The organism is Enterobacter sp. BIDMC 30, from assembly GCF_000534355.1.
Classification (GTDB): Bacteria; Pseudomonadota; Gammaproteobacteria; order Enterobacterales; family Enterobacteriaceae; genus Enterobacter; species Enterobacter ludwigii.
Window position 1 is genome coordinate 2916537 of sequence record NZ_KI973169.1, and the last position, 23594, is coordinate 2940130.

Annotated in this window: 24 protein-coding genes; 15 read left to right on the plus strand and 9 right to left on the minus strand. The window is 54.7% G+C overall.

All coding sequences use genetic code 11. From position 1 onward, the window contains the following. The first annotated feature begins 45 nt into the window (after window positions 1–45). The 9 genes from rsxA (at window position 46) to gstA (ending at window position 9262) form a co-directional block, all read left to right on the plus strand. Window positions 46–627 carry an electron transport complex subunit RsxA gene (rsxA, locus tag L466_RS08625; RefSeq protein WP_014169803.1) on the plus strand — a complete coding sequence of 194 codons (582 nt, stop codon included), beginning with the start codon at window positions 46–48 and terminating at the stop codon, window positions 625–627. Beyond that, window positions 627–1205 carry an electron transport complex subunit RsxB gene (gene rsxB, locus L466_RS08620; protein ID WP_032681158.1) on the plus strand — a complete coding sequence of 193 codons (579 nt, stop codon included), beginning with the start codon at window positions 627–629 and terminating at the stop codon, window positions 1203–1205. The genes rsxA and rsxB overlap by 1 nt, the downstream gene beginning before the upstream one ends. Continuing rightward, window positions 1198–3420: an electron transport complex subunit RsxC gene (rsxC, locus tag L466_RS08615; protein WP_032681159.1), complete on the plus strand. Its 2223-nt coding sequence runs from the start codon at window positions 1198–1200 to the stop codon at window positions 3418–3420. Before rsxB ends, rsxC begins: the two co-directional genes overlap by 8 nt. Continuing rightward, on the plus strand, window positions 3421–4473 hold the full coding sequence (gene rsxD / locus L466_RS08610) for an electron transport complex subunit RsxD (protein WP_014169800.1): 1053 nt from the start codon (window positions 3421–3423) through the stop codon (window positions 4471–4473). A gap of 10 nt (window positions 4474–4483) precedes the next feature. Beyond that, window positions 4484–5104, plus strand: a complete 621-nt coding sequence (rsxG, locus tag L466_RS08605) for an electron transport complex subunit RsxG (protein WP_020884325.1) — start codon at window positions 4484–4486, stop codon at window positions 5102–5104. 2 nt (window positions 5105–5106) lie between these two features. After that, window positions 5107–5793 carry an electron transport complex subunit E gene (locus L466_RS08600; protein ID WP_020884326.1) on the plus strand — a complete coding sequence of 229 codons (687 nt, stop codon included), beginning with the start codon at window positions 5107–5109 and terminating at the stop codon, window positions 5791–5793. Beyond that, on the plus strand, window positions 5790–6425 hold the full coding sequence (gene nth, locus L466_RS08595; protein WP_014169797.1) for an endonuclease III: 636 nt from the start codon (window positions 5790–5792) through the stop codon (window positions 6423–6425). Before L466_RS08600 ends, nth begins: the two co-directional genes overlap by 4 nt. Window positions 6426–7042: 617 nt before the next feature. Continuing rightward, complete coding sequence (gene dtpA, locus L466_RS08590; protein ID WP_014169796.1) at window positions 7043–8551, plus strand: dipeptide/tripeptide permease DtpA; 1509 nt, start codon at window positions 7043–7045, stop codon at window positions 8549–8551. A gap of 105 nt (window positions 8552–8656) precedes the next feature. Continuing rightward, window positions 8657–9262, plus strand: coding sequence for a glutathione transferase GstA (gene gstA, locus L466_RS08585; RefSeq protein WP_032681160.1), 606 nt, complete (start codon window positions 8657–8659; stop codon window positions 9260–9262). Window positions 9263–9321: 59 nt separating this feature from the next. On the opposite strand, the gene pdxY is transcribed toward gstA, so the two are convergent. From pdxY to anmK, 5 genes are all read right to left on the minus strand, one after another. Continuing rightward, entirely contained in the window at window positions 9322–10182 is an 861-nt protein-coding gene (gene pdxY / locus L466_RS08580) for a pyridoxal kinase PdxY (RefSeq protein ID WP_014169794.1), read from the minus strand. 65 nt (window positions 10183–10247) lie between these two features. After that, entirely contained in the window at window positions 10248–11522 is a 1275-nt protein-coding gene (gene tyrS, locus L466_RS08575; protein ID WP_025204348.1) for a tyrosine--tRNA ligase, read from the minus strand. Between the two features lie 125 nt (window positions 11523–11647). Next, a complete protein-coding gene (pdxH, locus tag L466_RS08570; RefSeq protein WP_025204349.1) occupies window positions 11648–12304 on the minus strand; it encodes a pyridoxamine 5'-phosphate oxidase in 657 nt (218 codons plus the stop codon). 57 nt (window positions 12305–12361) lie between these two features. After that, window positions 12362–12685 (minus strand): C-type lysozyme inhibitor, encoded by a 324-nt coding sequence (mliC, locus tag L466_RS08565; RefSeq protein ID WP_020884329.1) that lies wholly within the window; start codon window positions 12683–12685, stop codon window positions 12362–12364. 93 nt (window positions 12686–12778) lie between these two features. Next, window positions 12779–13903 carry an anhydro-N-acetylmuramic acid kinase gene (gene anmK / locus L466_RS08560; RefSeq protein WP_020884330.1) on the minus strand — a complete coding sequence of 375 codons (1125 nt, stop codon included), beginning with the start codon at window positions 13901–13903 and terminating at the stop codon, window positions 12779–12781. Window positions 13904–14158: 255 nt separating this feature from the next. Here anmK and slyB point away from each other — a divergent pair, with 255 nt between their 5' ends. Continuing rightward, entirely contained in the window at window positions 14159–14626 is a 468-nt protein-coding gene (gene slyB / locus L466_RS08555; RefSeq protein WP_014169789.1) for an outer membrane lipoprotein SlyB, read from the plus strand. Between the two features lie 235 nt (window positions 14627–14861). Continuing rightward, complete coding sequence (locus L466_RS08550; RefSeq protein ID WP_020884331.1) at window positions 14862–16223, plus strand: sensor domain-containing diguanylate cyclase; 1362 nt, start codon at window positions 14862–14864, stop codon at window positions 16221–16223. A gap of 35 nt (window positions 16224–16258) precedes the next feature. On the opposite strand, the gene slyA is transcribed toward L466_RS08550, so the two are convergent. Beyond that, window positions 16259–16699 carry a transcriptional regulator SlyA gene (slyA, locus tag L466_RS08545; RefSeq protein ID WP_014169785.1) on the minus strand — a complete coding sequence of 147 codons (441 nt, stop codon included), beginning with the start codon at window positions 16697–16699 and terminating at the stop codon, window positions 16259–16261. 186 nt (window positions 16700–16885) lie between these two features. On the opposite strand from slyA, the gene L466_RS08540 reads away from it, so the two are divergent. Genes L466_RS08540 through L466_RS08530 form a run of 3 tightly spaced genes read left to right on the plus strand, consistent with a single transcriptional unit; the run spans window position 16886 to window position 20018 of the window. Then, window positions 16886–17122 (plus strand): DUF1656 domain-containing protein, encoded by a 237-nt coding sequence (locus L466_RS08540; RefSeq protein WP_020884333.1) that lies wholly within the window; start codon window positions 16886–16888, stop codon window positions 17120–17122. Window positions 17123–17124: 2 nt separating this feature from the next. Beyond that, on the plus strand, window positions 17125–17985 hold the full coding sequence (locus L466_RS08535; RefSeq protein ID WP_032681161.1) for an efflux RND transporter periplasmic adaptor subunit: 861 nt from the start codon (window positions 17125–17127) through the stop codon (window positions 17983–17985). Next, window positions 17985–20018 carry an FUSC family protein gene (locus L466_RS08530; RefSeq protein ID WP_032681162.1) on the plus strand — a complete coding sequence of 678 codons (2034 nt, stop codon included), beginning with the start codon at window positions 17985–17987 and terminating at the stop codon, window positions 20016–20018. The genes L466_RS08535 and L466_RS08530 overlap by 1 nt, the downstream gene beginning before the upstream one ends. Here L466_RS08530 and sodC read toward each other — a convergent pair. From sodC to L466_RS08515, 3 genes are all read right to left on the minus strand, one after another. After that, window positions 19997–20515, minus strand: coding sequence for a superoxide dismutase [Cu-Zn] SodC (gene sodC, locus L466_RS08525; RefSeq protein WP_020884336.1), 519 nt, complete (start codon window positions 20513–20515; stop codon window positions 19997–19999). The genes L466_RS08530 and sodC overlap by 22 nt on opposite strands. Before the next feature lie 79 nt (window positions 20516–20594). Next, window positions 20595–21491 (minus strand): aldo/keto reductase, encoded by an 897-nt coding sequence (locus tag L466_RS08520; protein WP_014169781.1) that lies wholly within the window; start codon window positions 21489–21491, stop codon window positions 20595–20597. Window positions 21492–21539: 48 nt separating this feature from the next. Continuing rightward, entirely contained in the window at window positions 21540–21779 is a 240-nt protein-coding gene (locus tag L466_RS08515; RefSeq protein ID WP_020884337.1) for a DUF1289 domain-containing protein, read from the minus strand. A gap of 149 nt (window positions 21780–21928) precedes the next feature. On the opposite strand from L466_RS08515, the gene eptA reads away from it, so the two are divergent. Further along, on the plus strand, window positions 21929–23554 hold the full coding sequence (gene eptA / locus L466_RS08510) for a phosphoethanolamine transferase EptA (RefSeq protein WP_032681163.1): 1626 nt from the start codon (window positions 21929–21931) through the stop codon (window positions 23552–23554). Window positions 23555–23594 lie beyond the last annotated feature (40 nt).

Genomic DNA, 23594 nt, shown 5'->3' on the forward strand with positions numbered 1-23594 from the left:
GTGGTTTGTCCGATAATAGGCGGCTTTTTTATTTCAGGCTAAATAATGACCGATTACTTACTGCTCTTTGTCGGCACTGTGCTGGTTAACAACTTCGTCCTGGTGAAGTTCCTTGGCCTGTGTCCATTTATGGGGGTTTCCAAAAAGCTGGAAACTGCAATGGGCATGGGGCTGGCCACCACCTTCGTGATGACGATGGCGTCTATCTGCGCGTGGTTGATTGATAACTGGATCCTCATCCCGCTGGATTTAATCTATCTGCGTACGCTGTCCTTTATTCTGGTCATCGCGGTGGTAGTGCAATTCACAGAAATGGTGGTGCGTAAAACCAGCCCGGCTCTCTATCGCCTGCTGGGTATCTTCCTGCCGCTGATTACCACCAACTGTGCAGTACTTGGCGTGGCGCTGCTGAACATCAACCTTGGGCATAACTTCATGCAATCGGCGCTGTACGGTTTTTCTGCCGCCGTCGGTTTCTCTCTGGTGATGGTGCTGTTCGCCTCGATTCGCGAGCGCCTGGCAGCAGCGGATATCCCTGCGCCATTCCGCGGTAACGCGATCGCCCTGGTGACAGCAGGTTTAATGTCTCTGGCCTTTATGGGCTTTAGTGGTCTGGTGAAGTTGTAATGAGTACTGTCTGGATAGCCATCACCTCTATCAGCGTGCTGGGGTTGGTGTTTGGCCTTATTCTGGGTTACGCCTCCCGCCGTTTCGCGGTAGAGGACGATCCTGTTGTAGAAAAAATCGATGAGCTTCTGCCGCAAAGCCAGTGCGGGCAGTGTGGCTATCCTGGCTGCCGCCCCTATGCCGAAGCGGTAGGCGTGCAGGGTGAAAAAATTAACCGCTGCGCACCCGGCGGTGAAGCGGTAATGCTGAAAATAGCCGCCCTGCTTAACGTTGACCCGCAACCTGTTGACGGCGATGAAGATGTGCAGGAGCCGGTTCGCGCCCTCGCCGTGATTGACGAAGCGAACTGCATCGGCTGCACAAAATGCATTCAGGCATGCCCTGTCGACGCCATCGTTGGCGCAACGCGCGCCATGCACACCGTCGTGGCGGATCTGTGCACCGGCTGTAACCTCTGCGTGGCGCCCTGCCCGACGCAATGTATCGCGTTGCGCCCGGTTGAACCGACTACCGAAAGCTGGAAGTGGGATCTTCAAACCATTCCGGTTCGCATCATTCCTGTGGAACAACATGCTTAAGTTATTTTCTGCTTTCAGAAAAGAGAAGATTTGGGACTTTGACGGTGGTATCCATCCACCTGAAATGAAAACCCAGTCCAACGGCACGCCGCTGCGCCAAATTCCGCTGGCGTCCCGTTACGTCATGCCGCTGAAACAGCATATCGGTGCTGAGGGTGAACTGTGCGTGAAAGAAGGCGATACCGTCCTTCGCGGCCAGCCGTTAACGTTCGGTCGCGGACGTATGCTGCCGGTCCACGCTCCGACGTCCGGTACAGTGGTGGCGATCGCCCCCCATACCGTTGCACACCCCTCTGCGCTCTCCGAGCTGAGCGTCATTATTGAAGCCGACGGAGAAGACCGCTGGATAGAACGTGACGGCTGGAGCGACTACCGCAACCGGAGCCGCGAAGCGCTTATCGAGCGTATTCATCAATTCGGCGTTGCCGGCCTGGGCGGCGCAGGGTTCCCTACCGGCGTCAAACTGCACGGCGGCGGCGATAAAATTCAGACCCTGATCATCAATGCAGCAGAATGTGAACCCTACATCACCGCCGACGATCGTCTGATGCAAGACTGCGCCGCGCAGGTCGTGGAAGGGATCCGCATTCTTGCCCATATTCTGCAGCCGCGCGAAGTGCTGATTGGCATTGAAGATAACAAGCCACAGGCTATTTCGATGCTGCGCGCCGTCCTCAACGGCAGCCACGATATCGGCCTGCGCGTTATCCCAACCAAGTACCCCTCTGGCGGCGCCAAACAGCTGACGCAAATTCTGACCGGCAAGCAGGTTCCGCATGGCGGACGCTCTTCGGACATCGGGGTGCTGATGCAAAACGTCGGGACAGCCTACGCCGTGAAACGTGCGGTGGTGGACGGTGAACCGCTGACCGAGCGCGTGGTTACGCTGACCGGTGAATCTGTCGCACGTCCGGGCAACGTCTGGGCGCGTCTGGGTACGCCGGTTCGTCATCTGCTGGAACAGGCTGATTTTTGCCCGGGCAGCGACCAGATGGTGATCATGGGTGGCCCGCTGATGGGCTTTACCCTGCCGTGGCTCGATGTCCCGGTAGTAAAAATCACAAACTGCCTGCTTGCCCCCTCCCCGACCGAAATGGGTGAAGAGCAGGAGGAAAAAGGCTGTATCCGCTGCAGCGCCTGTGCCGATGCCTGTCCGGCGGATTTACTTCCGCAACAGTTGTACTGGTACAGCAAAGGTCAGCTGCACGATAAAGCGCAGGCCCATAACCTGGCCGACTGCATCGAATGCGGTGCCTGCGCCTGGGTCTGCCCAAGTAACATTCCTCTGGTGCAGTACTTCCGCCAGGAGAAGGCCGAGATTTATGCCATCTCCATGGAAGAGAAACGCGCAGCCGAAGCGAAAGCACGTTTTGAAGCGCGTCAGGCGCGTCTGGAGCGTGAAAAACTGGCCCGTCAGGCGCGTCACAAACAGGCCGCAGTTCAGCCCGGCGAAAAAGACCAGGATGCGATTAATGCCGCACTGGCACGCGTGCGGGAGAAAAAAGCGACGGCAGCCCAGACCTTGGTGATCCCGGCCGGTGAAAAACCGGATAACAGCGAAGCGATTGCCGCCCGCGAAGCGCGTAAAGCGGCTGCGCGCGCCCGTCAGGCAGAAAAAGCACGGTCAGCCTCCTCTGACGCGGAGATCGATCCGCGTAAAGCCACCGTTGAAGCCGCCATTGCCCGCGCCAAAGCCCGTAAGGCCGGCGAGCAAAACGTGGTAGTTGAACAAGACGCGGAGGCCGTAGATCCCCGTAAAGCGGCAGTTGAAGCGGCGATCGCGCGCGCCAAAGCGCGCAAAGCCGGCGAGCAAAACGTGGTGGTTGAGCAAGAAGTGGAGGCCGTAGATCCCCGTAAAGCGGCTGTTGAAGCGGCGATCGCGCGCGCTAAAGCGCGCAAAGCAGCGGCGCAGACTGAAACCGCTACGCCTGAAGCCCCCGCCGACCCGCGTAAAGCGGCTGTCGAAGCCGCCATTGCCCGTGCCAAAGCGCGTAAAGCGGCGGCGCAGCCTGAAGCCGCTGAACCTGAAGTACCTGTCGACCCGCGTAAGGCGGCTGTTGAAGCCGCCATTGCCCGCGCCAAGGCCCGTAAAGCAGCGCAGCAGGAAGAACAGCAGCCGGCCGCAAACGACGACCCACGTAAAGCCGCAGTCGCCGCCGCCATTGCGCGCGTTCAGGCGAAGAAAGCCGCACAGCAAGCAGTTAACGAGGATTAAATGGTTTTCAGAATCGCAAGTTCCCCTTACACCCATAATCAGCGCCAGACATCACGCATCATGATGCTGGTGTGCCTGGCGGCGCTGCCGGGCATTGCCGTTCAGTGCTGGTTTTTCGGCTGGGGAACGCTGTTCCAGATAGTGCTGGGTTGTGCCAGCGCCTTAGGGGCAGAAGCCCTGGTGCTTAAACTGCGTAAGCTGGCGGTTTCCCGCATACTTGCCGATAACTCAGCACTGCTGACTGGCCTGTTGCTGGCAATCAGTATTCCACCGTTTGCCCCGTGGTGGATGGTGGTGCTCGGTACGGTGTTTGCAGTCATTATTGCCAAACAGCTTTATGGTGGGCTGGGCCATAACCCGTTCAACCCGGCGATGATTGGCTACGTCGTACTGCTGATCTCCTTCCCGGTTCAGATGACCAGCTGGTTGCCGCCGCATGACATTGCCGCGACGGTACCCGGCTTTATGGATGCCCTGCACGTTATCTTTACCGGCCATACCGCGCTCGGTGCGGATATGAACGCGTTGCGTATGGGCGTGGATGGCATCAGCCAGGCCACACCACTCGATACGTTTAAAACCTCCCTGCATGCCGGACACTCCGTCGATCAGATTATGAAATCTGCCATCTTCAGCGGCATGCTGGCGGGCGCGGGCTGGCAGTGGGTGAACCTTGCTTATTTGCTGGGCGGGCTGTTCCTGTTGCAGCAGAAAGCGATCCGCTGGCATATTCCGGTCAGCTTCCTCGTGACGCTGGCGGTCTGCGCCACACTGGGATGGGTGTTCTCGCCAGAATCGCTCGCCAGCCCACAGATGCATCTGCTCTCGGGGGCAACCATGCTGGGTGCGTTCTTTATCCTGACCGATCCGGTAACGGCATCTACCACGAACCGTGGCCGCCTGATCTTCGGTGCACTGGCCGGCTTGCTGGTGTGGCTCATCCGCAGCTTTGGCGGTTACCCGGACGGTGTGGCATTCGCGGTTCTGCTTGCAAACATCACCGTTCCGCTCATCGACTACTACACGCGTCCGCGCGTGTACGGCCACCGTTAAGGGTTTCGCGATGCTGAAAACAATGCAAAAACACGGCGTCACGCTGGCCATTTTCGCCGCGGTCCTCACCGGACTGACGGCCCTGGTGAACAACCTGACCAAATCGACCATCGACGAACAGGCGGTGAAGCAGCAAAAAGCCCTGTTCGATCAGGTGATCCCCCCTGATTTCTACGATAATGACCTGCAGAAAAGTTGCTTCGTGGTCCAGGCACCTCAGTTAGGCAAAGGCCCGCACCGCGTCTTTATTGCCCGTAAGGGGGATAACGCGGTAGGCGCGGTAATGGAAGCGACGGCGCCCGATGGCTACTCCGGGGCGATTCAACTGCTGGTCGGCAGCGATTTCTCCGGTACCGTGTTGGGTACGCGCGTGACGGAACATCATGAGACGCCAGGCCTGGGGGATAAAATTGAAACCCGTCTGAGCGACTGGATTTTGCATTTTGCCGGAAAAGTGATCCACGGCGAAGCGGATCCTGCATTTGCTGTGAAAAAGGATGGCGGCGAGTTTGACCAGTTCACGGGGGCAACCATTACCCCACGGGCCGTGGTCAATGCCGTAAAACGAGCCGGGCTGTATGCGGAAACGCTGCCCGCGCAGATGAACAATCTTCCGGCCTGTGAGGAGTAATCATGAGCCAGGTTAAAGAGGTTATCGTCCAGGGATTGTGGAAGAACAACTCCGCGCTGGTACAGCTGCTGGGGATGTGTCCGCTGCTGGCAGTGACATCCACCGCCACCAACGCGCTGGGTCTGGGGCTGGCAACCACGCTGGTTCTCACCCTGACCAACCTGTCCATCTCTGCCCTGCGCCGCTGGACGCCATCGGAAATCCGTATTCCGATTTACGTCATGATCATCGCGTCGGTGGTGAGTATCGTCCAGATGCTGATTAACGCTTATGCGTTCGGTCTGTATCAGTCGCTCGGGATCTTTATTCCCCTCATCGTAACCAATTGTATTGTGGTCGGGCGCGCGGAAGCTTTTGCCGTGAAAAACAGCCCGGCGATGTCGGCTCTGGATGGCTTCTCTATTGGTATGGGGGCAACCGGTGCCATGTTCGTGCTCGGCTCAATGCGTGAGATCCTGGGTAACGGAACGCTGTTTGATGGCGCAGATGCGCTGCTCGGCGGCTGGGCTAAAGCGCTGCGCATCGAAGTCTTCCACACCGATACGCCGTTCCTGCTGGCCATGCTGCCGCCAGGCGCGTTTATTGGCCTCGGCATGATGCTAGCGATAAAATACCTGATAGATGAAAAACGTAAGCGCCGCGCGGCTGAGCGCAGCGTACAGGAAGGGATACCCGAGAAGGCCTCATGAATAAAGAAAAGCGCATTGCGATCCTGACCCGTCTGCGGGATGAGAACCCACACCCGACGACGGAGCTGAATTTTAACTCCCCGTTCGAGCTGTTGATCGCCGTGCTGCTCTCTGCGCAGGCTACCGACGTGAGCGTTAATAAGGCGACCGCCCTGCTTTATCCGGTCGCCAACACGCCAAAGGCGATGCTGGAACTGGGCGTGGACGGGGTGAAGTCCTATATCAAAACCATCGGTCTGTTTAACAGCAAGGCTGAGAACGTGATCAAAACCTGTCGGATCCTGCTGGAACAGCACGGGGGTGAAGTGCCGGAAGATCGCGCCGCGCTGGAAGCATTACCCGGAGTGGGACGCAAGACTGCGAATGTGGTACTTAACACCGCGTTTGGCTGGCCGACTATCGCCGTTGATACCCATATTTTCCGCGTCTCTAACCGCACGAACTTCGCACCGGGCAAGAATGTCGAGCAGGTTGAAGAGAAACTGCTAAAAGTGGTTCCCGCCGAATTTAAGGTGGATTGCCATCACTGGCTCATTCTCCATGGCCGTTATACCTGTATTGCCCGTAAGCCTCGCTGTGGCTCCTGTATCATCGAAGATCTCTGCGAGTACAAAGAGAAAGTGTATCCCTGATATCTTGCGCTTTTCGTTTTCTGACGCAACGGCAATTCCTTACCAAAAGAGGGTCTACCAGAAGACCTTCTTTTGACCATAATTTATCCGCCTTCCTTACCGCTTCCCTTATCACTTGTTCGAGCCTTTAACGCTCAAACAGGTTAATACTTTTTTCATAGCCGAAAATTTCTATACATATGTGATCAAGATCACCCTGATAACTTCATGTTGAATTTTTGTTGTTAAAAGCGGCGTAAACCCTTTGCCAGACAAGATCAAACTCATCATGAGCAACACATAAGACCAGCTATTTTTCAGAATATGGGCTATATCACTGCAATAAACCTCAAATAGCAGAACATATCGCCATTGAGGGCAAAATACGGGTGAATGCCAGTCAAAAAAACTCCCTTTACAGATCGTATGAAATTTAACGCTGAATAACATTTGTATGAACCGCCGATTATAGCGGCCCAGTTATATGTAACAGATTATTACAAACGTATTGCCAGACGGTGCAGGATAGTGAACATTACCCGCCGTTTCTCCTCCCAATATAACTATAAGGCGGATGGACTACGGCCATCACGCGATGAACACCCCCGTTAATATGGGATGTAAAAAAAGAGGTATATGTGTCGACTGCAAACAATAAACCAACAGATGAAAGCGTAAGTCTTAACGCTTTTAAACAACCTAAAGCGTTCTATCTCATCTTCTCTATCGAGTTATGGGAGCGTTTTGGTTATTACGGCCTGCAAGGGATCATGGCGGTTTACCTGGTAAAACAGCTGGGTATGTCCGAAGCAGATTCCATTACGCTGTTCTCCTCTTTCAGTGCCCTGGTGTACGGTCTGGTCGCTATCGGCGGCTGGCTGGGTGATAAAGTCCTCGGGACTAAACGTGTCATTATGCTGGGTGCGATTGTCCTGGCCGTTGGCTATGCGCTGGTTGCATGGTCTGGTCACGATGCCGCTGTGGTGTATATGGGTATGGCGACTATCGCCGTCGGTAACGGTCTGTTCAAAGCGAACCCGTCTTCCCTGCTCTCTACCTGTTACAACAAAGATGACCCGCGTCTGGACGGTGCATTCACAATGTACTACATGTCCGTGAACATCGGTTCCTTCTTCTCCATGCTGGCAACCCCGTGGCTGGCCGCTAAATTCGGCTGGAGCGTTGCGTTCTCCCTGTCCGTTGTCGGTATGCTGATCACCGTGGTTAACTTTGCCTTCTGCAAACGCTGGGTTAAAGACTACGGCTCCAAACCTGACTTCGAACCGGTTCACATTGGCAAACTGCTGGCGACCATTGTCGGCGTGGTGATCCTCGCGGCAATCGCAACCTGGCTGCTGCATAACCAGGGCATCGCGCGTGCCGTTCTGGGTGTGGTTGCGCTGGGTATCGTGATCATCTTCGCGAAAGAAGCCTTCGCCATGCAGGGTGCCGCTCGTCGTAAGATGATTGTGGCCTTCATCCTGATGCTGGAAGCGATTATCTTCTTCGTTCTGTACAGCCAGATGCCAACGTCTCTGAACTTCTTCGCTATCCGTAACGTTGAACACTCAATCCTGGGTATCGCGTTCGAGCCGGAGCAGTATCAGGCCCTGAACCCGTTCTGGATCATGATTGGTAGCCCGATTCTGGCTGCTATCTATAACAAGATGGGCGACCGTCTGCCGATGCCGCACAAATTTGCTATCGGTATGCTGCTGTGTTCTGGCGCATTCCTGGTACTGCCGCTGGGTACGAAATTTGCGACTGACGCAGGTATCGTCTCCGTTAACTGGCTGATCCTGAGCTATGCGCTGCAGTCTATCGGTGAACTGATGATCTCCGGTCTGGGCCTGGCGATGGTTGCACAACTGGTTCCTCAGCGTCTGATGGGCTTCATCATGGGTAGCTGGTTCCTGACCACTGCGGGTGCCGCCATCATCGCAGGTAAAATTGCAAACCTGATGGCCGTGCCGGATAACGTGACTGACCCACTGGTCTCTCTGAACGTCTACGGTACCGTGTTCATGCAGATTGGTATTGCTACTGCGGTTATCGCGGTTCTGATGATGCTGACTGCGCCGAAGCTGAATCGCATGACTCAGGACGACGACAAGACGGCGAAAGCGACCGAAACCGCTACCGCATAATGTCACTGAGAAACGACTGATCAGAAGCCGCTAATGTATTAGCGGCTTTTTTTTTACCCGTTCGCGCACTAACATAGCTGAAACCTCAGCAAAAAGGAGTTACCGATGAAACTGTTCTACAAACCGGGCGCGTGCTCTCTTGCTTCCCACATTACCCTGCGCGAGAGCGGCAAAGATTTCACGCTGGATGGCGTTGACCTCATGAAAAAACGCCTGGAAAACGGCGATGATTTTTTTGCTATTAACCCGAAGGGACAAGTTCCGGCTCTGCTGCTGGATGACGGTACCCTGCTGACCGAAGGCGTGGCGATTATGCAGTTCCTCGCCGATAGCGTGCCCGACAGGCAATTGCTGGCACCGGTAAGCACGGTTTCTCGCTACAAAACGCTGGAGTGGATGAACTACATTGCGACCGAGCTGCACAAAGGCTTTACGCCGCTGTTCCGTCCGGAAACGCCGGAAGAGTACAAACCGACCGTACGTGCTCAGCTGGAGAAAAAACTGCAGTACGTTAACGCATCGCTGAAAGACGATCAGTGGATTGGGGGCGCGCGTTTTACGATTGCCGATGCCTATCTGTTCACCGTGCTGCGCTGGGCACGGGCCATTAAGCTCAACATGGACGGGCTGAACCACATTGCATCGTACATGGATCGCGTAGCCGCGCGTCCTGCGGTGGCTGCAGCGCTTAAAGCAGAAGGGTTGAACTGACCGGCGCACTGTATTGCCGGGTGGCGCTGTCGCGACCCGGCTGACAGGAACGTGAACCGTTATAACCGGGTTGCGCTGAAGTAATGCTCCGGTTTCGCGATACGATCCTGTGCCGCGACCACCTGCAGTTCATACTCCTGCATCTCTTTTGTCGCCTTCATGATTTCGTACACCGCAGCAGTCACATGCTCAAGCGCATCCCGCAGCGTGGCCCCCTGAAGTAATTTCACCAGCAGCAAGCCGCTTGTCACATCACCGACACCCACCGGCTGACGCATGCCGAAGTCCACCAGCGGACGGCTGATATGCCAGGCTTCGTCTTTCGTCACCAGCAGCATCTCAAAACGGTCCCTGCTCAGCCCTGCGCGCGCGAGATGTTTCACCAGGACAATCTCCGGCCCCTGGGCTATTAGCTCGCGAGAAGCGCTTACCGCCTCTTCTACGCTATTCACCGGATGCTCGCAGAGAATTTCCAGCTCAATGAGGTTCGGCGCAATAATATCGCTGGCCGGCAGCGCGTGACGCACATGGAATTCAGCCACGCCGGGGGCCACGATGCAGCCTTTCTCCGGATGCCCCATAACAGGATCACAAAAGTATTTCGCCGCCGGGTTTGCCGCTTTCACCTGGCGGACAATGCCCAGGATATGCTCTCCCTGCTCTGCCGAACCGAGATATCCGCTCAGTATCGCATCACAGCGTTTTAGCTGATCGATATTGGCAATGCCCTGCACAATGTCGGTGAGGTGCGAAGGCGGCATCACGCAGCCGGTCCATTGACCGTATTGTGTATGGTTTGAGAACTGCACGGTATTGAGGGGCCAGACGTTGGCACCGAGGCGGCGCATCGGAAATTCCGCGGCGCTGTTGCCAGCATGCCCAAAGACAACGTGGGACTGAATGGCGAGGATGTTCTTCATTTTTACTTACCAAAGCCTGAAAAAACAAAAGGGGCGTGGTTTCCCACGCCCCTGGATACTTTTAATTATTTCCAGCAGACCAGACAGTAGTTTTTCTTACCGCGACGCAGAAGCGTGTAGCGGCCATACAGACGATCGCTGTCAGCGAAGGTGTATTCCGGGTCGGCCTGTTTTTCACCGTTAATGGTGATAGCGTTCGAGGCGATGGTTTTACGCGCCTGACCGCGAGATGGCTGCAGCTCGGAGTCCACCAGCGCCTGCATCAGGTCGGCACCTTTTTCCATCTCAACCATAGGCACGCCATCCTGCGCCAGCTGTTCGAAGTCCGCTTCGCTCAGATCGCTCAGCGTCCCGTTGAACAGGCTTGCAGTAATGCGTTTTGCCGCGGCCAGACCTTCTTCACCGTGAACCAGTTTGGTCACTTCATCAGCCAGTACGTACTGAGCGCGTGGCGCTTTACCGCTGGTTTTGTCTTCTTCTTCCAGAGCATTGATCGCCTCAATGTCCATAAAGGTGAAGAACTTCAGGAAGCGATAAACATCGGCATCCGCCGTGTTAATCCAGAACTGGTAGAATTTGTACGGGCTGGTTTTCTTCGGATCAAGCCATACCGCGCCGCCTTCGGTTTTGCCAAATTTGGTGCCGTCGGCTTTGGTGATCAGTGGAACGGTCAGACCGAAGACCTGGTTCTGGTGCAGACGACGCGTCAGATCGATACCCGACGTGATGTTGCCCCACTGGTCAGAGCCGCCAATCTGCAGGCAGACGCCGTGCAGTTTATTCAGGCAGGCAAAGTCATAACCCTGCAGCAGGTTGTAGGAGAACTCGGTAAAGGAGATGCCCTGGTCGTCACGGTTCAGACGCTGCTTCACCGCTTCTTTGTTAATCATCTGGTTAACGGAGAAGTGTTTGCCAATGTCGCGCAGGAAGGTCAGCACGTTCATGCCGCCAAACCAGTCATAGTTGTTGGCAGCAATCGCAGAGTTGTCACCGCAGTTAAAGTCGAGGAAAGGCGCAACCTGTTTGCGGATCTTATCCACCCACTCCTGCACGGTGTCTTCGGTGTTCAGTTTACGCTCGGCAGCTTTAAAGCTTGGGTCGCCAATCAGACCGGTCGCGCCGCCAACCAGTGCGACAGGCTTATGGCCCGCCATCTGGAAGCGTTTCAGGCATAACAATGGAACAAGATGCCCCAAATGCAAGCTGTCAGCGGTAGGATCGAAGCCGCAATAGAGCGCGATCGGGCCTTGCGCCAGTCGCTCTGCTAACGCTTCCTCGTCCGTCACCTGAGCCACAAGGCCCCGCTCTTGCAATTGTTTAATCAAGTTACTGCTTGCCATCAAATTCTCCATGTATAAACGACTGCACCTTTGCCGGTACACGACTTTTCGCCTGATGCGAAAGGTACATAGAATAAAGCGCAAGCGCGGCCTGCGCTAGCGCTTAAATCAACAAATTTCGGCGATTACGGTGCCAGCCTGTCGATTTTCCAGCCGCCATTTTCACGCTGGTATAAAAAGCGGTCATGCAGACGGTGTTCGCCGCCCTGCCAGAATTCCATCTGCTCGATCGGAATGCGGAAGCCCCCCCAGAAACTGGGCAACGGAACTTCGCCCTGCTGGAATTTCTGCTTCAGTTCGAGGAATTTGCTTTCAAGCACGCCACGCGCCGAAATACGGCTGGACTGTTTTGAGACCCAGGCGCCAATCTGGCTGTCACGCGGACGGCTGTGGAAATACTTCACCACTTCCAGCGTGGAGAGACGCTCTGCTTTGCCGGTGACCATCACCTGACGCTCCAGCATATGCCACGGGAACAGCAGGCTGATACGAGGATTGTTTTCTAAATGGTGTGCCTTACGACTGCCCAGGTTGGTGTAAAACACCAGGCCTTTCTCGTCATAATGTTTGAGCAGGACGATACGCTGATACGGTTGACCGTTTTCATCTACCGTTGCAACAACCATTGCCGTTGGGTCGGCGAGTTTCGCTTCGCAGGCCTGTTTCAGCCAGCGTTCAAAAAGCACGAGGGGTTCGGCGGGAAGATCCTGGCGACGCAGGCCGCCTTTGGTGTATTCACGGCGCAGATGCGCAATTTGCTGCAGTTCGTCGTTATCTGACATGGCGTTAGCTGACATTGACATTGGGTGGCGCTATTGTGCGCCGCCCCTGTAAAAATCTCAACGCTTCGGATTTTCGAGCTGGCAATTGTTCAGCACAATACGGTCGCGTTTGTAGACGGTGGCGCTGTCGCCTTTAGACCAGAAGACATAAATTCCGTCCGTGTAGCGTGCGCCGGAGGCAGAAATGCCCTGCTTGAGGGTGAGCAATTTGTTGTCGTAGACAAAACTGGCTTCCTGACGCGGATTGTTCAGCTTAACGGTCAGCGGTTTTTCATCACAGCGATACTCCAGGGTATCGGTCTGCATGCGATCAAGGAACTGGTTGTAGACGCTGCATCCTGACAGCAATAAAGGCGCGGCAATAAGAAGAAGTTTTTTCATGGGCGTATTCCGAAGACTTTCCTGGTCCTGGAGGGCATGGCTGCCCTCCTGTTTCATTCCATTCTAACGACCACACGCAGCGCTGAATTTCAGTTAACTCTGATTATGACGTGGATTCGCCGGGAAAATGGCCCCGAGGACGCTGGCCTCACGTGCGCCAGTCACCGACGGTAAATTGCCCGGTAGCCCGGCAATGGTACGCCAGGCAAGCCAGGCAAAAGCCAGCGCTTCCATATCATCGCCGCTGATGCCGGCTTCATCGGTGGTCGTCACCTCGGTACCCGGCAATAACCCGGCAAGACGTGCCATCACCAACGGGTTACGGCTGCCACCGCCGCACACCAGCAGGCGTTCGCAGCCACCGCTGAGAAGAACCTGTTCCGATATCGAAACCGCCGTTAACTCGGCGAGCGTCGCCTGGACATCCTGCGGTGCAAGCGCCGGGAACTGCGCCAGCTGACGTTCGAGCCAGCCATAGTTGAAATATTCACGCCCCGTGCTTTTGGGCGCCGGTAGGGCGAAGTACGGATCGCTTAGCATGGACTGCAACAGCGGGATGATCACTTTGCCTTCGCTGGCCCACTGCGCGTCTTTATCATACGCCTGACCACGCTGACGCCAGATCCAGGCATCCATCAGCATGTTACCCGGGCCGGTGTCATAGCCGCGTACGGGTTGATCCGGGATAAGCAGAGACAGGTTGGCTATACCGCCAATGTTCAGCACCATTCGGCGCTCTGTCGGATGGGTCAACAATGCCTGATGAAAAGCGGGCACCAGCGGCGCGCCCTGCCCGCCAAGCGCAATATCGCGACGCCGAAAATCACCGACTACGGTCACGCCCGTCTTCGCCACAATCTGGTTGTTGTCGCCGATTTGCAGGGTATGCGGTGCATCGCCGACCGGCTCATGCCAGACCGTTTGTCCGTGACAGCCGATAGCGACGACATCCTGCGGGCGAAGCTTTTCTTTATGCATCAGAGCCAGTACTGCATCGGCAAACAGCGCCCCCAGCCGCACATCAAGCTGACCAAGCTGAGAAAGCGTCAGTTGCTGCCCCTGACAGACACTGAGAATGTCCTCTTTCAGCGCCAGGGGGATAGGCCAGGTCAGGCTCGCCTGCTGTGCCACCATGTTTTCATCAATAGCGGCCAGAACGACGTCTACGCCATCCAGACTGGTACCCGACATCACACCAATGTAGCGACCCGATTTCATGCGCTTTCCTTACGTTGCGTGGGCTAATGCTCTCCACTCAACCATAAACAGCGCCGCTTTGCTATCCGGCGATAATATTTTTTAACAATCTCAGACAGGTAACCTGCCGGGTGCCCGTTTATGTCTCGTTAAGTTAAATTCAAGTACAATTTTCTTATTGTTAGTGCAAAGATATGAACTATGGCCCCTTATGCCATATAATTTAGCCATAACGGATGCCCGCCATCGGGCGTTTTTGGTGAACAGGAGATTCAAATGATTTTACGTGTACTGGGCGTTTCGCTGATCGGTTTAACCCTTGCAGGCTGTGTGAATGACAGTTCACTTTCTGGCGACGTGTACAGCGCTTCTGAAGCCAAACAGGTTCAGAGCGTCACTTACGGTACCGTTGTTAACGCACGCCCTGTACAAATTCAGGGTGGCGATGACAGCAACGTGATGGGTGCCATCGGCGGTGCTGTGCTGGGTGGCTTCCTCGGTAATACCGTAGGCGGTGGCACAGGTCGTTCGCTGGCCACAGCAGCAGGTGCCGTTGCGGGTGGTGTTGCAGGCCAGGGCGTTCAGGGTGCAATGAACAAAAGCCAGGGCGTAGAACTGGAAATCCGTAAAGATGACGGCAGCACCATCATGGTAGTACAGAAACAAGGTAATACCCGTTTCTCTGCCGGCCAGCGCGTTGTTCTGGCGAGCAACGGAAGCCAGGTCACCGTTTCTCCACGCTAATTCAAACTGGATGTGGTCATCAGACCACATCCATTGAACAAATCCATTTAGCAAAGCCCGTAAACAAATCTATTTACATATAATATAATTACCAGCAATATATTTACAAAAAACATTTCCGCCATGAATCATTAAGCGCGGTATATCTTGTTCCTGCGCAAAGTATTTACTCTCCACGCCTGTTACTCTCTTTCTTACTTTACATTTTTTAATTTTATTATTCCGTCAAATCCCTATGCTTGCACTACAACGATATTTTAAGAACCCTTATATTACATTCTGTTTTGGATGCATCGTCGTCGTTGGAATATTACAAGGTCTCTTTGTAAAACTGGTCGAATTAGTCCCTTCATTCTCACCGCTGCTATTCCCGACACTTACCATATTTTTGCTGGTATTCCACCTGTTTATTGCCTGCTTCATGGTCATGAAATACTGGTGTGACAGACGGCGGTTGTACCTTATCGCCCTCGCCTCGGCCTTCGCCGGGTCGACGATGCTGATGGCCGGCACCCTGTCCAGCTTCCCGTCATGGCTGGATCTCTATCAGTTCAATGTTGTCGACTATAACGACGCCATGATCTTCTTTATGTTCCGTCATATTCTTATGGCGGTGCTGATAATAGTCTCAGCTTTGCTCTATTCTATTCGGGATTATCCCCTTTCACGCCCCGCGCATATTGCCGTGGTTATCGGTACACTGCTGTTTACGGTTTCTATGGTCGCCCTGGCCTGGTTCTGCTCCAGCCACTCGGCACTGATAACGCTGGATCTGGTGGATAATGAAACCCGGCAATTTATGGTTCTCTGGAGCCAGGTCATAAATATCTTTTTGATTCTTCTCTGGGTTGTGGCGTTAGCAACGTTAATGACGATTACCCGGGTGCGGAATCTTTTTTGGGTTGGCGGTAATTTCTTATGTGTTTGTTATGTCCTGACGCTCTCATTACTGTTAGCCGGCGGGCATGCTGAGGACACGTCCTGGTATCACGCTCGCTTATTCGAAACCGTGGCGACGCTGATGATTATTTTTGTCCTGCTGTACGACGTCTTTAACCTGTATCGCGACTCGCACATAAAGTATCAGCAGTCTTATCAGAACTCGATCCGCGACCCGCTGACGCGCCTCTACAACCGCAGTTATTTTTACGACGCCTTAAATCAGGCACTCAGCATCAGCAAAGCCAACCACCCTGTGTCGGTTATCGTCAGCGATCTCGACCGTTTTAAGCGCATCAACGACTGCTACGGCCATCTGCAGGGAGACAAAGTATTGCAGTTTGTTGCCAACCTGCTGATGGATTCCGTCCGCCCGCAGGACATTGCGGCACGTATTGGTGGGGAAGAATTTGTCCTGATGCTGACCAATACTTCGTCGGAGGCAGCGTACCAGGTGGCTGAACGCATACGGCTAAAGCTGAGCAGTTTTGATAAGGTCAGCAGCGGGGGTCAGTTACCTGAATCCATCACGATTAGCATGGGGGTATTTACCGCCACCTCTCCGACGACGACCGCTGAAGCGTGCGTGGAGAATGCTGACAAGGCGATGTATGAAGCGAAAGAGACCGGGCGTAACCGTGTCGTTGTATCGAGGTAAAAAAGGCCTTGCTGCTGCAAGGCCTTGTGATGGTGTCAGTCGCGTGACTGCAGCTCATGGATGTTCTGCTCGAGGCGTCCAATGAGGCTGATGAGCAGTTCAAGCTCTGCGGGTGAAACCCCGGAAAGGATTTCGCCGCGCGTTTTGGTGATAACGGCTTCCATTTCAGTAATGATAGGGGCCGCTTTCTCAGTGAGCTTAATCCGCTTAGCGCGACGATCGCTGGCGCAGGTTTGCCGGGAGATGAGTCCTTTCTCTTCCAGTTGGTCAAGCGTACGTACCAGTGACGGTTGCTCAATGCCGATCGCTTTTGCCAGTTGAATTTGTGACTGGTCGGGTGGCAGCTGATGAATGTTATGCAGCGTGACCCAGTGCGTCTGTGTCAATTCCAGAGGTTTCAGGCGATGGTCAATCAGAGCACGCCAGACGCGTACCAACCTTGCCAGATCAGAACCTAATGGCGATTCCAATTTCATCTCCTTATAATTAGCTTGCTAAGTTATTATACTGATTTTAGAATAGTGTGCAGCATTTGTATTGGCAAAACAAATGCAATACTGCATTCATCGAACTTAAAAGGATGACTTACACTGAATTGTGATGTTCCATCAGATTAAGACTCGCCCTCGCGGCATTTTGTTCACTGCAAAGGATCTCTGCCCGTGACGTTTTTTCAAAGCTCCGTGGGACTCCCCCTTCAGGACCTGATTTTCGGTGCGTCAGTCTACTTTCCGCCCTTGTTTAAGGCCGTCCTGGTCGGCTTTATGATTTGGCTCATAGCCCATCGCCTGCTTCGCGACTGGATGTACTCCGGCGAGATTTGGCACCCCATGTTAATGGATCTCTCCCTGTTTGCCCTTTCCGTATGCCTGGGCCTAGCTGTCTTGATTGTGTGGTGAATATGTCCCTGAAAACGCTGAAGTACTTTTCCACGCTGATTGTTCTTGCTCTGGCCCTGGTTGCCGGGTGGTGGCTCTGGAATTTTTATATGCAGTCACCCTGGACACGTGACGGCAAAGTGCGGGCTGAGCAGGTCAGCATTACCCCACAGGTTTCGGGCAGCATTACGACGCTTGTTGTGAAAGATAACCAGTACGTTAAAAAGGGTGACGTGTTATTCCGTATCGACGACACCCCCTATCATATTGCGATCCTTAACGCCCAGGCACAGCTGGCGAAGGCCCAGTCTGATTTAGCAAAAGCCAATAACGAAGCCAATCGCCGCCGGCATTTGTCGCGCAACTATATTTCCGCAGAAGATTTAGATACTGCCAATATCAACGTTAAGGCCATGCAGGCGAGCGTGAACGTCGCGGAGGCTACGCTCAAACAGGCGCAGTGGGAGCTGACACAAACCGTTATTACCGCGCCAGTCGATGGATGGATCACCAACCTGTCAGCCCGCGTGGGGAATTATGCCACCGCCGGGCAACCCGTTTTCGCCCTTGTCGACAGCCACTCGTTCTATGTGGTGGGTTATTTTGAAGAGACCAAGCTTCGCCATATTCGCGAAGGGTCTCCCGCTACCATTACGCTTTACAGCGGCTCGCAGCGGTTACAGGGTCACGTCTCCAGCATCGGCCGCGCCATTTACGATCAGAGTGTTGAAATGGATTCAGGCCTGGTACCGGACATCAAACCGAACGTGCCGTGGGTGCGTCTGGCCCAGCGCGTACCGGTTCGTGTGGAGTTTGATCGTTTACCGCAGGGCATGACGCTGGTCTCCGGCACAACCTGCACCGTCGCCATCGGGACCCGTTGATGAACCTGCAGGCCTTCTCCTGGCGAAATACGCCGTGGATGAAAGCGACACGTCCGCAGTGGCGCTATGCGCTGCGTAATGGCATTGCGATGTGTCTGGCGCTGACTGTCGCCTATTACCTCAACCTTGATCAGCCCTACTGGGCAATGACCTCTGCCGCGGTGGTGAGTTTCCCCACCGTCGGCGGGGTGATCAGCAAAAGTCTTGGACGTATTGCCGGCAGCCTGTTGGGTGCCACCGCAGCGTTAATCATTGCAGGTCATACGCTGAACGATCCGTGGCTTTTTTTGTTGAGCATGGCGATATGGCTGGGCTTTTGTACCTGGGCCTGCGCGCACTTTACGAATAACGTTGCCTATGCCTTCCAGCTGGCCGGCTATACCGCCGCCATTATCGCCTTTCCGGTGGTGAATGTGCTCGATACCACCGAGCTGTGGGACATCGCACAGGCGCGCGTCTGTGAAGTGATTGTCGGTATTCTGAGCGGCGGTTTCATGATGATGATACTGCCGAGCACCTCCGATGGCACCGCGCTTATTACCGCCCTGAAGACCATGCATACCCGTTTACTGGAGCACGCAAGCCTGCTCTGGCAACCGGATACCAACGACGACATCCGTCTCGCGCACGAAAAGGTGATCGGCCAGATCCTGACCATGAATCTGTTACGCATTCAGGCCTTCTGGAGCCACTATCGCTTTCGTCGTCAGAACACCCTGCTTAACTATCTGTTGCATCAGCAGTTGCGTATGACCAGCTCAATCTCCAGTCTGCGCCGGATGCTACTCAACTGGCCTTCACCCCCTGCACATACGCGCGCCGTGATTGAAACGCTGCTCGCGGCACTTGCACGCCCGGATGCCGACATCTACACCGTTGCGAAGATTATCGCCCCGCTCGCGCCAGTTGATGAGTACGATTACCGTCACCGCGCCTTCTGGCAGCGTCTCAACTATTTTTGCCGGTTGTATCTGCGCAGCAGCCGCTGGATTAACGCCGTGGAAAATGCCACCCCGGTCACCGAGTTCGCTGTCCCCGGTAGCCCGGCGCTGGCACGACACACAGACTCGATGGAGGCACTGTGGAGCGGTTTTCGTACCTTTTGCGCGCTCACGCTGGTCGGCGCGTGGAGTATCACCACCCAGTGGGAGTCAGGCCCTGCGGCCCTGACGCTTGCTGCTATCAGCTGCGTGCTGTACTCCGTCGCCGCGTCACCGTTCAACTCCCTCACGCTGCTGCTGCGCACCCTGGTGCTGCTTTCGCTGTTTAGTTTTGCCGTGAAGTTTGGGTTGATGGTGCAGATAAGCGACCTGTGGCAGTTCCTTCTGTTCCTGTTCCCGCTGTTAACCACCATGCAGTTGCTGAAGCTGCAAATGCCCAAACTCGCCGGGCTGTGGGGACAGCTGATTGTGTTTATGGGCTCGTTTATCTCCGTCACTAACCCGCCGGTTTATGACTACGCCGATTTTCTCAATGACAACCTGGCGAAGATCCTTGGCGTTGGGCTGGCGTGGCTGGCATTTGCGGTGTTACGTCCGGGTTCAGATGCGCGCAAGAGTCGCCGGCATATCCGCGAGTTACGCAGAGGTTTTGTCGACCAGTTGAGTCGAAAACCGCATTTACGTGAAAGTGAGTATGAATCGCTGGTCTATCACTATGTCAGCCAGCTCAATAACAGCCAGGACTCCCTTTCGCGCCGCTGGCTGTTGCGCTGGGGCGTGGTGCTGTTGAACTGCTCTCACGTGGTCTGGCAACTTAGGGCATGGGAAACACGGTCCGACCCGCTGTCGCAGGTTCGTGATGTCTGCATCACCCTGCTACGCGATGTCATGAGCGAACGCGGTGTCCAGCAGCGTCCACTGGAAACCACGCTTGCTGAACTTCAGCGAATTTGCGATACCCTTGCGCACCACCACTCGCCTGCAGCACGAGATTTAGCCTCGATAATCTGGCGCCTGCACTGCTCGCTGTCGCAGCTGGAACAGGCACCGGCTCCGGGTACAATTGGGGATCACATCACCCCGCAGGCATAGCGAGCCCCGCCACCGCCAAGCGGTTTTGGCTGATCGGACATATTGTCGCCGCCGACGTGGATCATCAGCGCCTTGCCTTTCACTTCATCCAGCTTTTTCAGCCGCGGCGCGACGACGGGATCCGTGGCTTTGCCGTCGTTATTCACCACCAGCACCGGCAAATCACCCAGATGTCCCATACCGTCAGGACCTTCATGCTTACCGGTATGTTGTGGGTCGAGGTGGCCGCCTGCCGCCTCCGCAGCCGAGGCTTTTCCCTCTTTTAAGGCGGGCTGACAGCTACCGTTGGCATGGACATGGAAACCATGTTCGCCAGGAGGAAGGGCTTTGAGATTGGGCGCGAATTCCAGTCCCTTGTCGGTTTCAGTGATTTTCACCGTGCCGATGGACTGACCTACACCCTGAGAGGTGACGAGATTCATTTCCACTTCATCACTGGCCGCCTGCGCACCTGCACAGACCACCAGCGTGACGAGAGCCAGAGTAAAACGCTTCATATGACCTCCACGGGTTGTTTTTTGCCCCTTAAGTTTATACCAGGGGCAAAGATTTCACCGGAAAGTCACGTTTTACCGGTTACGGTACGTCGTAACCCAGCGCCGCTTTGCGGATGCGGAACCACTGCTGACGGGTCATCTGCAACTCTTCCGCGGCAATGGCGGCGCGTACGCGTTCAATTTTGCCCGAGCCAATGATTGGCAGTGGTTTTGACGGCAGACGCAGGATCCACGCGTACACCACCTGTTCGATGCTTCCGGCATTCAGTTCGCGGGCAATGGTCTCAAGCTCAGTCCGCAGCGGCTGGAATTCATCATCATTAAACAGACGTCCGCCGCCCAGACACGACCACGCCATCGGACGGATACGCAACTGCTGAAGCTGATCGAGCGTGCCATCCAGCAGCAGCGGCTGATGAACCGGAGAAATTTCAACCTGGTTGGTGGCCAGGGTAAACGGCAGACGAGACTGCAGCAGCGCAAACTGTGCAGGGGTAAAGTTTGATACGCCGAAATGACGCACTTTGCCACTTTGATGCAGATTCAAAAACGCTTCGGCCACCTCATCGGCATCCATCAACGGATCGGGGCGGTGGATCAGTAGCAGATCGATATGATCGGTCGCCAGGTTAACCAGCGACTGTTCGGCGCTCTTAATGATGTGCGCGCTGTCGGTAATGTAATGGCCGAGAGCATGCTCCGGTTTTGCCGTCGTGGCAATCCCGCATTTGGTGACGATCTCCATGCGTTCGCGTAACGCAGGAACCAACTTGAGTGCCTCGCCGAACGCGGCTTCACACTGATAGCCGCCGTAAATATCAGCGTGATCGACCGTGGTGATCCCTAAGTCGAGATGCTCTTCAATAAAGCTTGCCAGCTGGAGGGGGGACATATTCCAGTCCATCAGGCGCCAGTAGCCCATCACAAAGCGGGAGAATTCTGGCCCCTGGGGGGCAAGGGTAATTCGCTGAACCATAACATTTTCCTCAAGGACGTGATGTCATGAGTATACGCAATTACCGTGTTAAAACAGTGAAGGTTGCTGGGGTTCTTCGGTGTCACCGGCTTTGTTTGCGCGTATTTTGCGCAGAAGTCGCTGTCGACAGAGACGGAGCACCTCCTGTTTCTGCGTGTCGCTGAAGTGTTGCCAGTTAAAACGCTCATCGCGCGTGCGCATGCAGCCACGGCAATATCCGCGTTCATCCACCTGACAAATACCCCGGCACGGGCTCTGGATGGGGAAAAACTCCAGTTGCTCTGCCACACTCACCTCCCGATAACGACTATCACCTACAGTGAAGACGGTAAACGTCCCGCGTGCAAGGGCTTTACCACAGTTTTGTGGCATTAAGGTTTCACTAATCTTCGTTCTCTATACTCGCCCCATCATTAAAATTGCAGGTTTTCTGATCGATGTGGCTAATTAAAAAGTTACAATGTAACGATATAAAATTTACTCTGGGCTGTGCACTTTTCTTTACCGTATTAAACGCGCTGTTTATTCAGCGTAGCTGGGCAATTATCGCGCCCGCGCATATCCATGACGTCCTCTTTGCCGCGTCCGTTCCACTGGTGCTGTTTTGCGGCTGGGTCATTGTTTTTAGTCTGCTTAATATCCCGTTTATCCGTAAGCCGCTGCTGATTGTCTTGACCGTCGGATGCGCCGCCGCGACTTACTTTATGTATACCTACGGCGCGGTTATCGATCAGAACATGATTGTTAACGTGTTCGAAACCAACTCTCAGGAAGCCACTGCCCTGGTGACGCCGCAGATGATCCTGTGGATTGTCGTTGCCGGTCTTGTTCCGTCCGTGGTGCTGGCCATGATCCGCATTCGCACCGGGAAATGGTGGTACGCCCTGCTGACCCGTTTTGCCGCAATGCTCGGCGCCCTGCTGGTTATCATCCTCATCGCCGCCCTGTTTTATAAAGACTACGCGTCGCTGTTTCGCAATAACAAAAGCATCGTCAAAATGGTGACCCCCGCTAACTATGTCAGCGCGATGGTCAAATACAGCAAAATGCGCTGGTTTGCAGGCGATCAAACACTGGTCCGGATCGGTGAAGATGCCCATAAAGGGCCGCTGATTGCAGGCCAACAAAAGAAAACCGTTCTGGTGCTGGTCATCGGCGAAGCGTCACGCGCCGCGAACTACTCCTTGAATGGCTACGGGCGTGAAACAAACCCCGAGCTGAAAAAGCAGGATGTGATTAACTTCCCGCAGGCCTCCTCCTGCGGCACCGAAACAGCCGTTTCCGTGCCCTGCATGTTCTCCGGTATGACGCGCAGTAAATACGATGCCGACCTGGCCCATCACCAGGAAGGGTTGCTGGACGTGCTCGCCCATGCGGGGATCAATATGCTGTGGCGTGACAATGATGGCGGTTGTAAAGGCGCCTGCGATCGCGTTCCCCATACCGACATGACCCAGTGGAAACTCGATCAGTTCTGCAAAGACAACTCCTGCATTGACGATGTGAACTTCACCCGTCTGGACAATGTCCTGGATGGCCTGAAGCAGGACTCCGTACTGGTCATCCACCTGATGGGCAGCCACGGCCCGGCATACTATCGCCGTTATCCGGATAATTTCCGCAAATTTACGCCAACCTGCGATACCAATGAAATTCAGGATTGCGATCACCAGGCGCTGATGAATACCTATGACAACACCATCCTGTATACCGACAGCATGGTCAGCAAAACCATCGATGCCCTGAAAGCGCGTCAGGTGAGCATGAATACCGCCCTGATTTATCTTTCGGATCACGGGGAGTCGCTGGGCGAAAGCGGGATTTATCTGCACGGCACGCCGTATCTGCTGGCACCAGAGCAACAAACGCACATTCCGTTTATGTTCTGGTTATCACCAGACTATGCGAAAAATTTCGGCGTCAACGCGCAGTGTTTACGTGACTATGCAGCAAAAAATGCGGTTTCGCAGGACAATTTGTTCTCTACCGTATTGGGTATGATGGACATTAAATCAAAGGTTTATCAACAGCAGCTGGATATTCTGAACGCATGTCGCCACTGAACACGCTTGCAATAGACCGAACGGTCTATTAGAGTGCGGC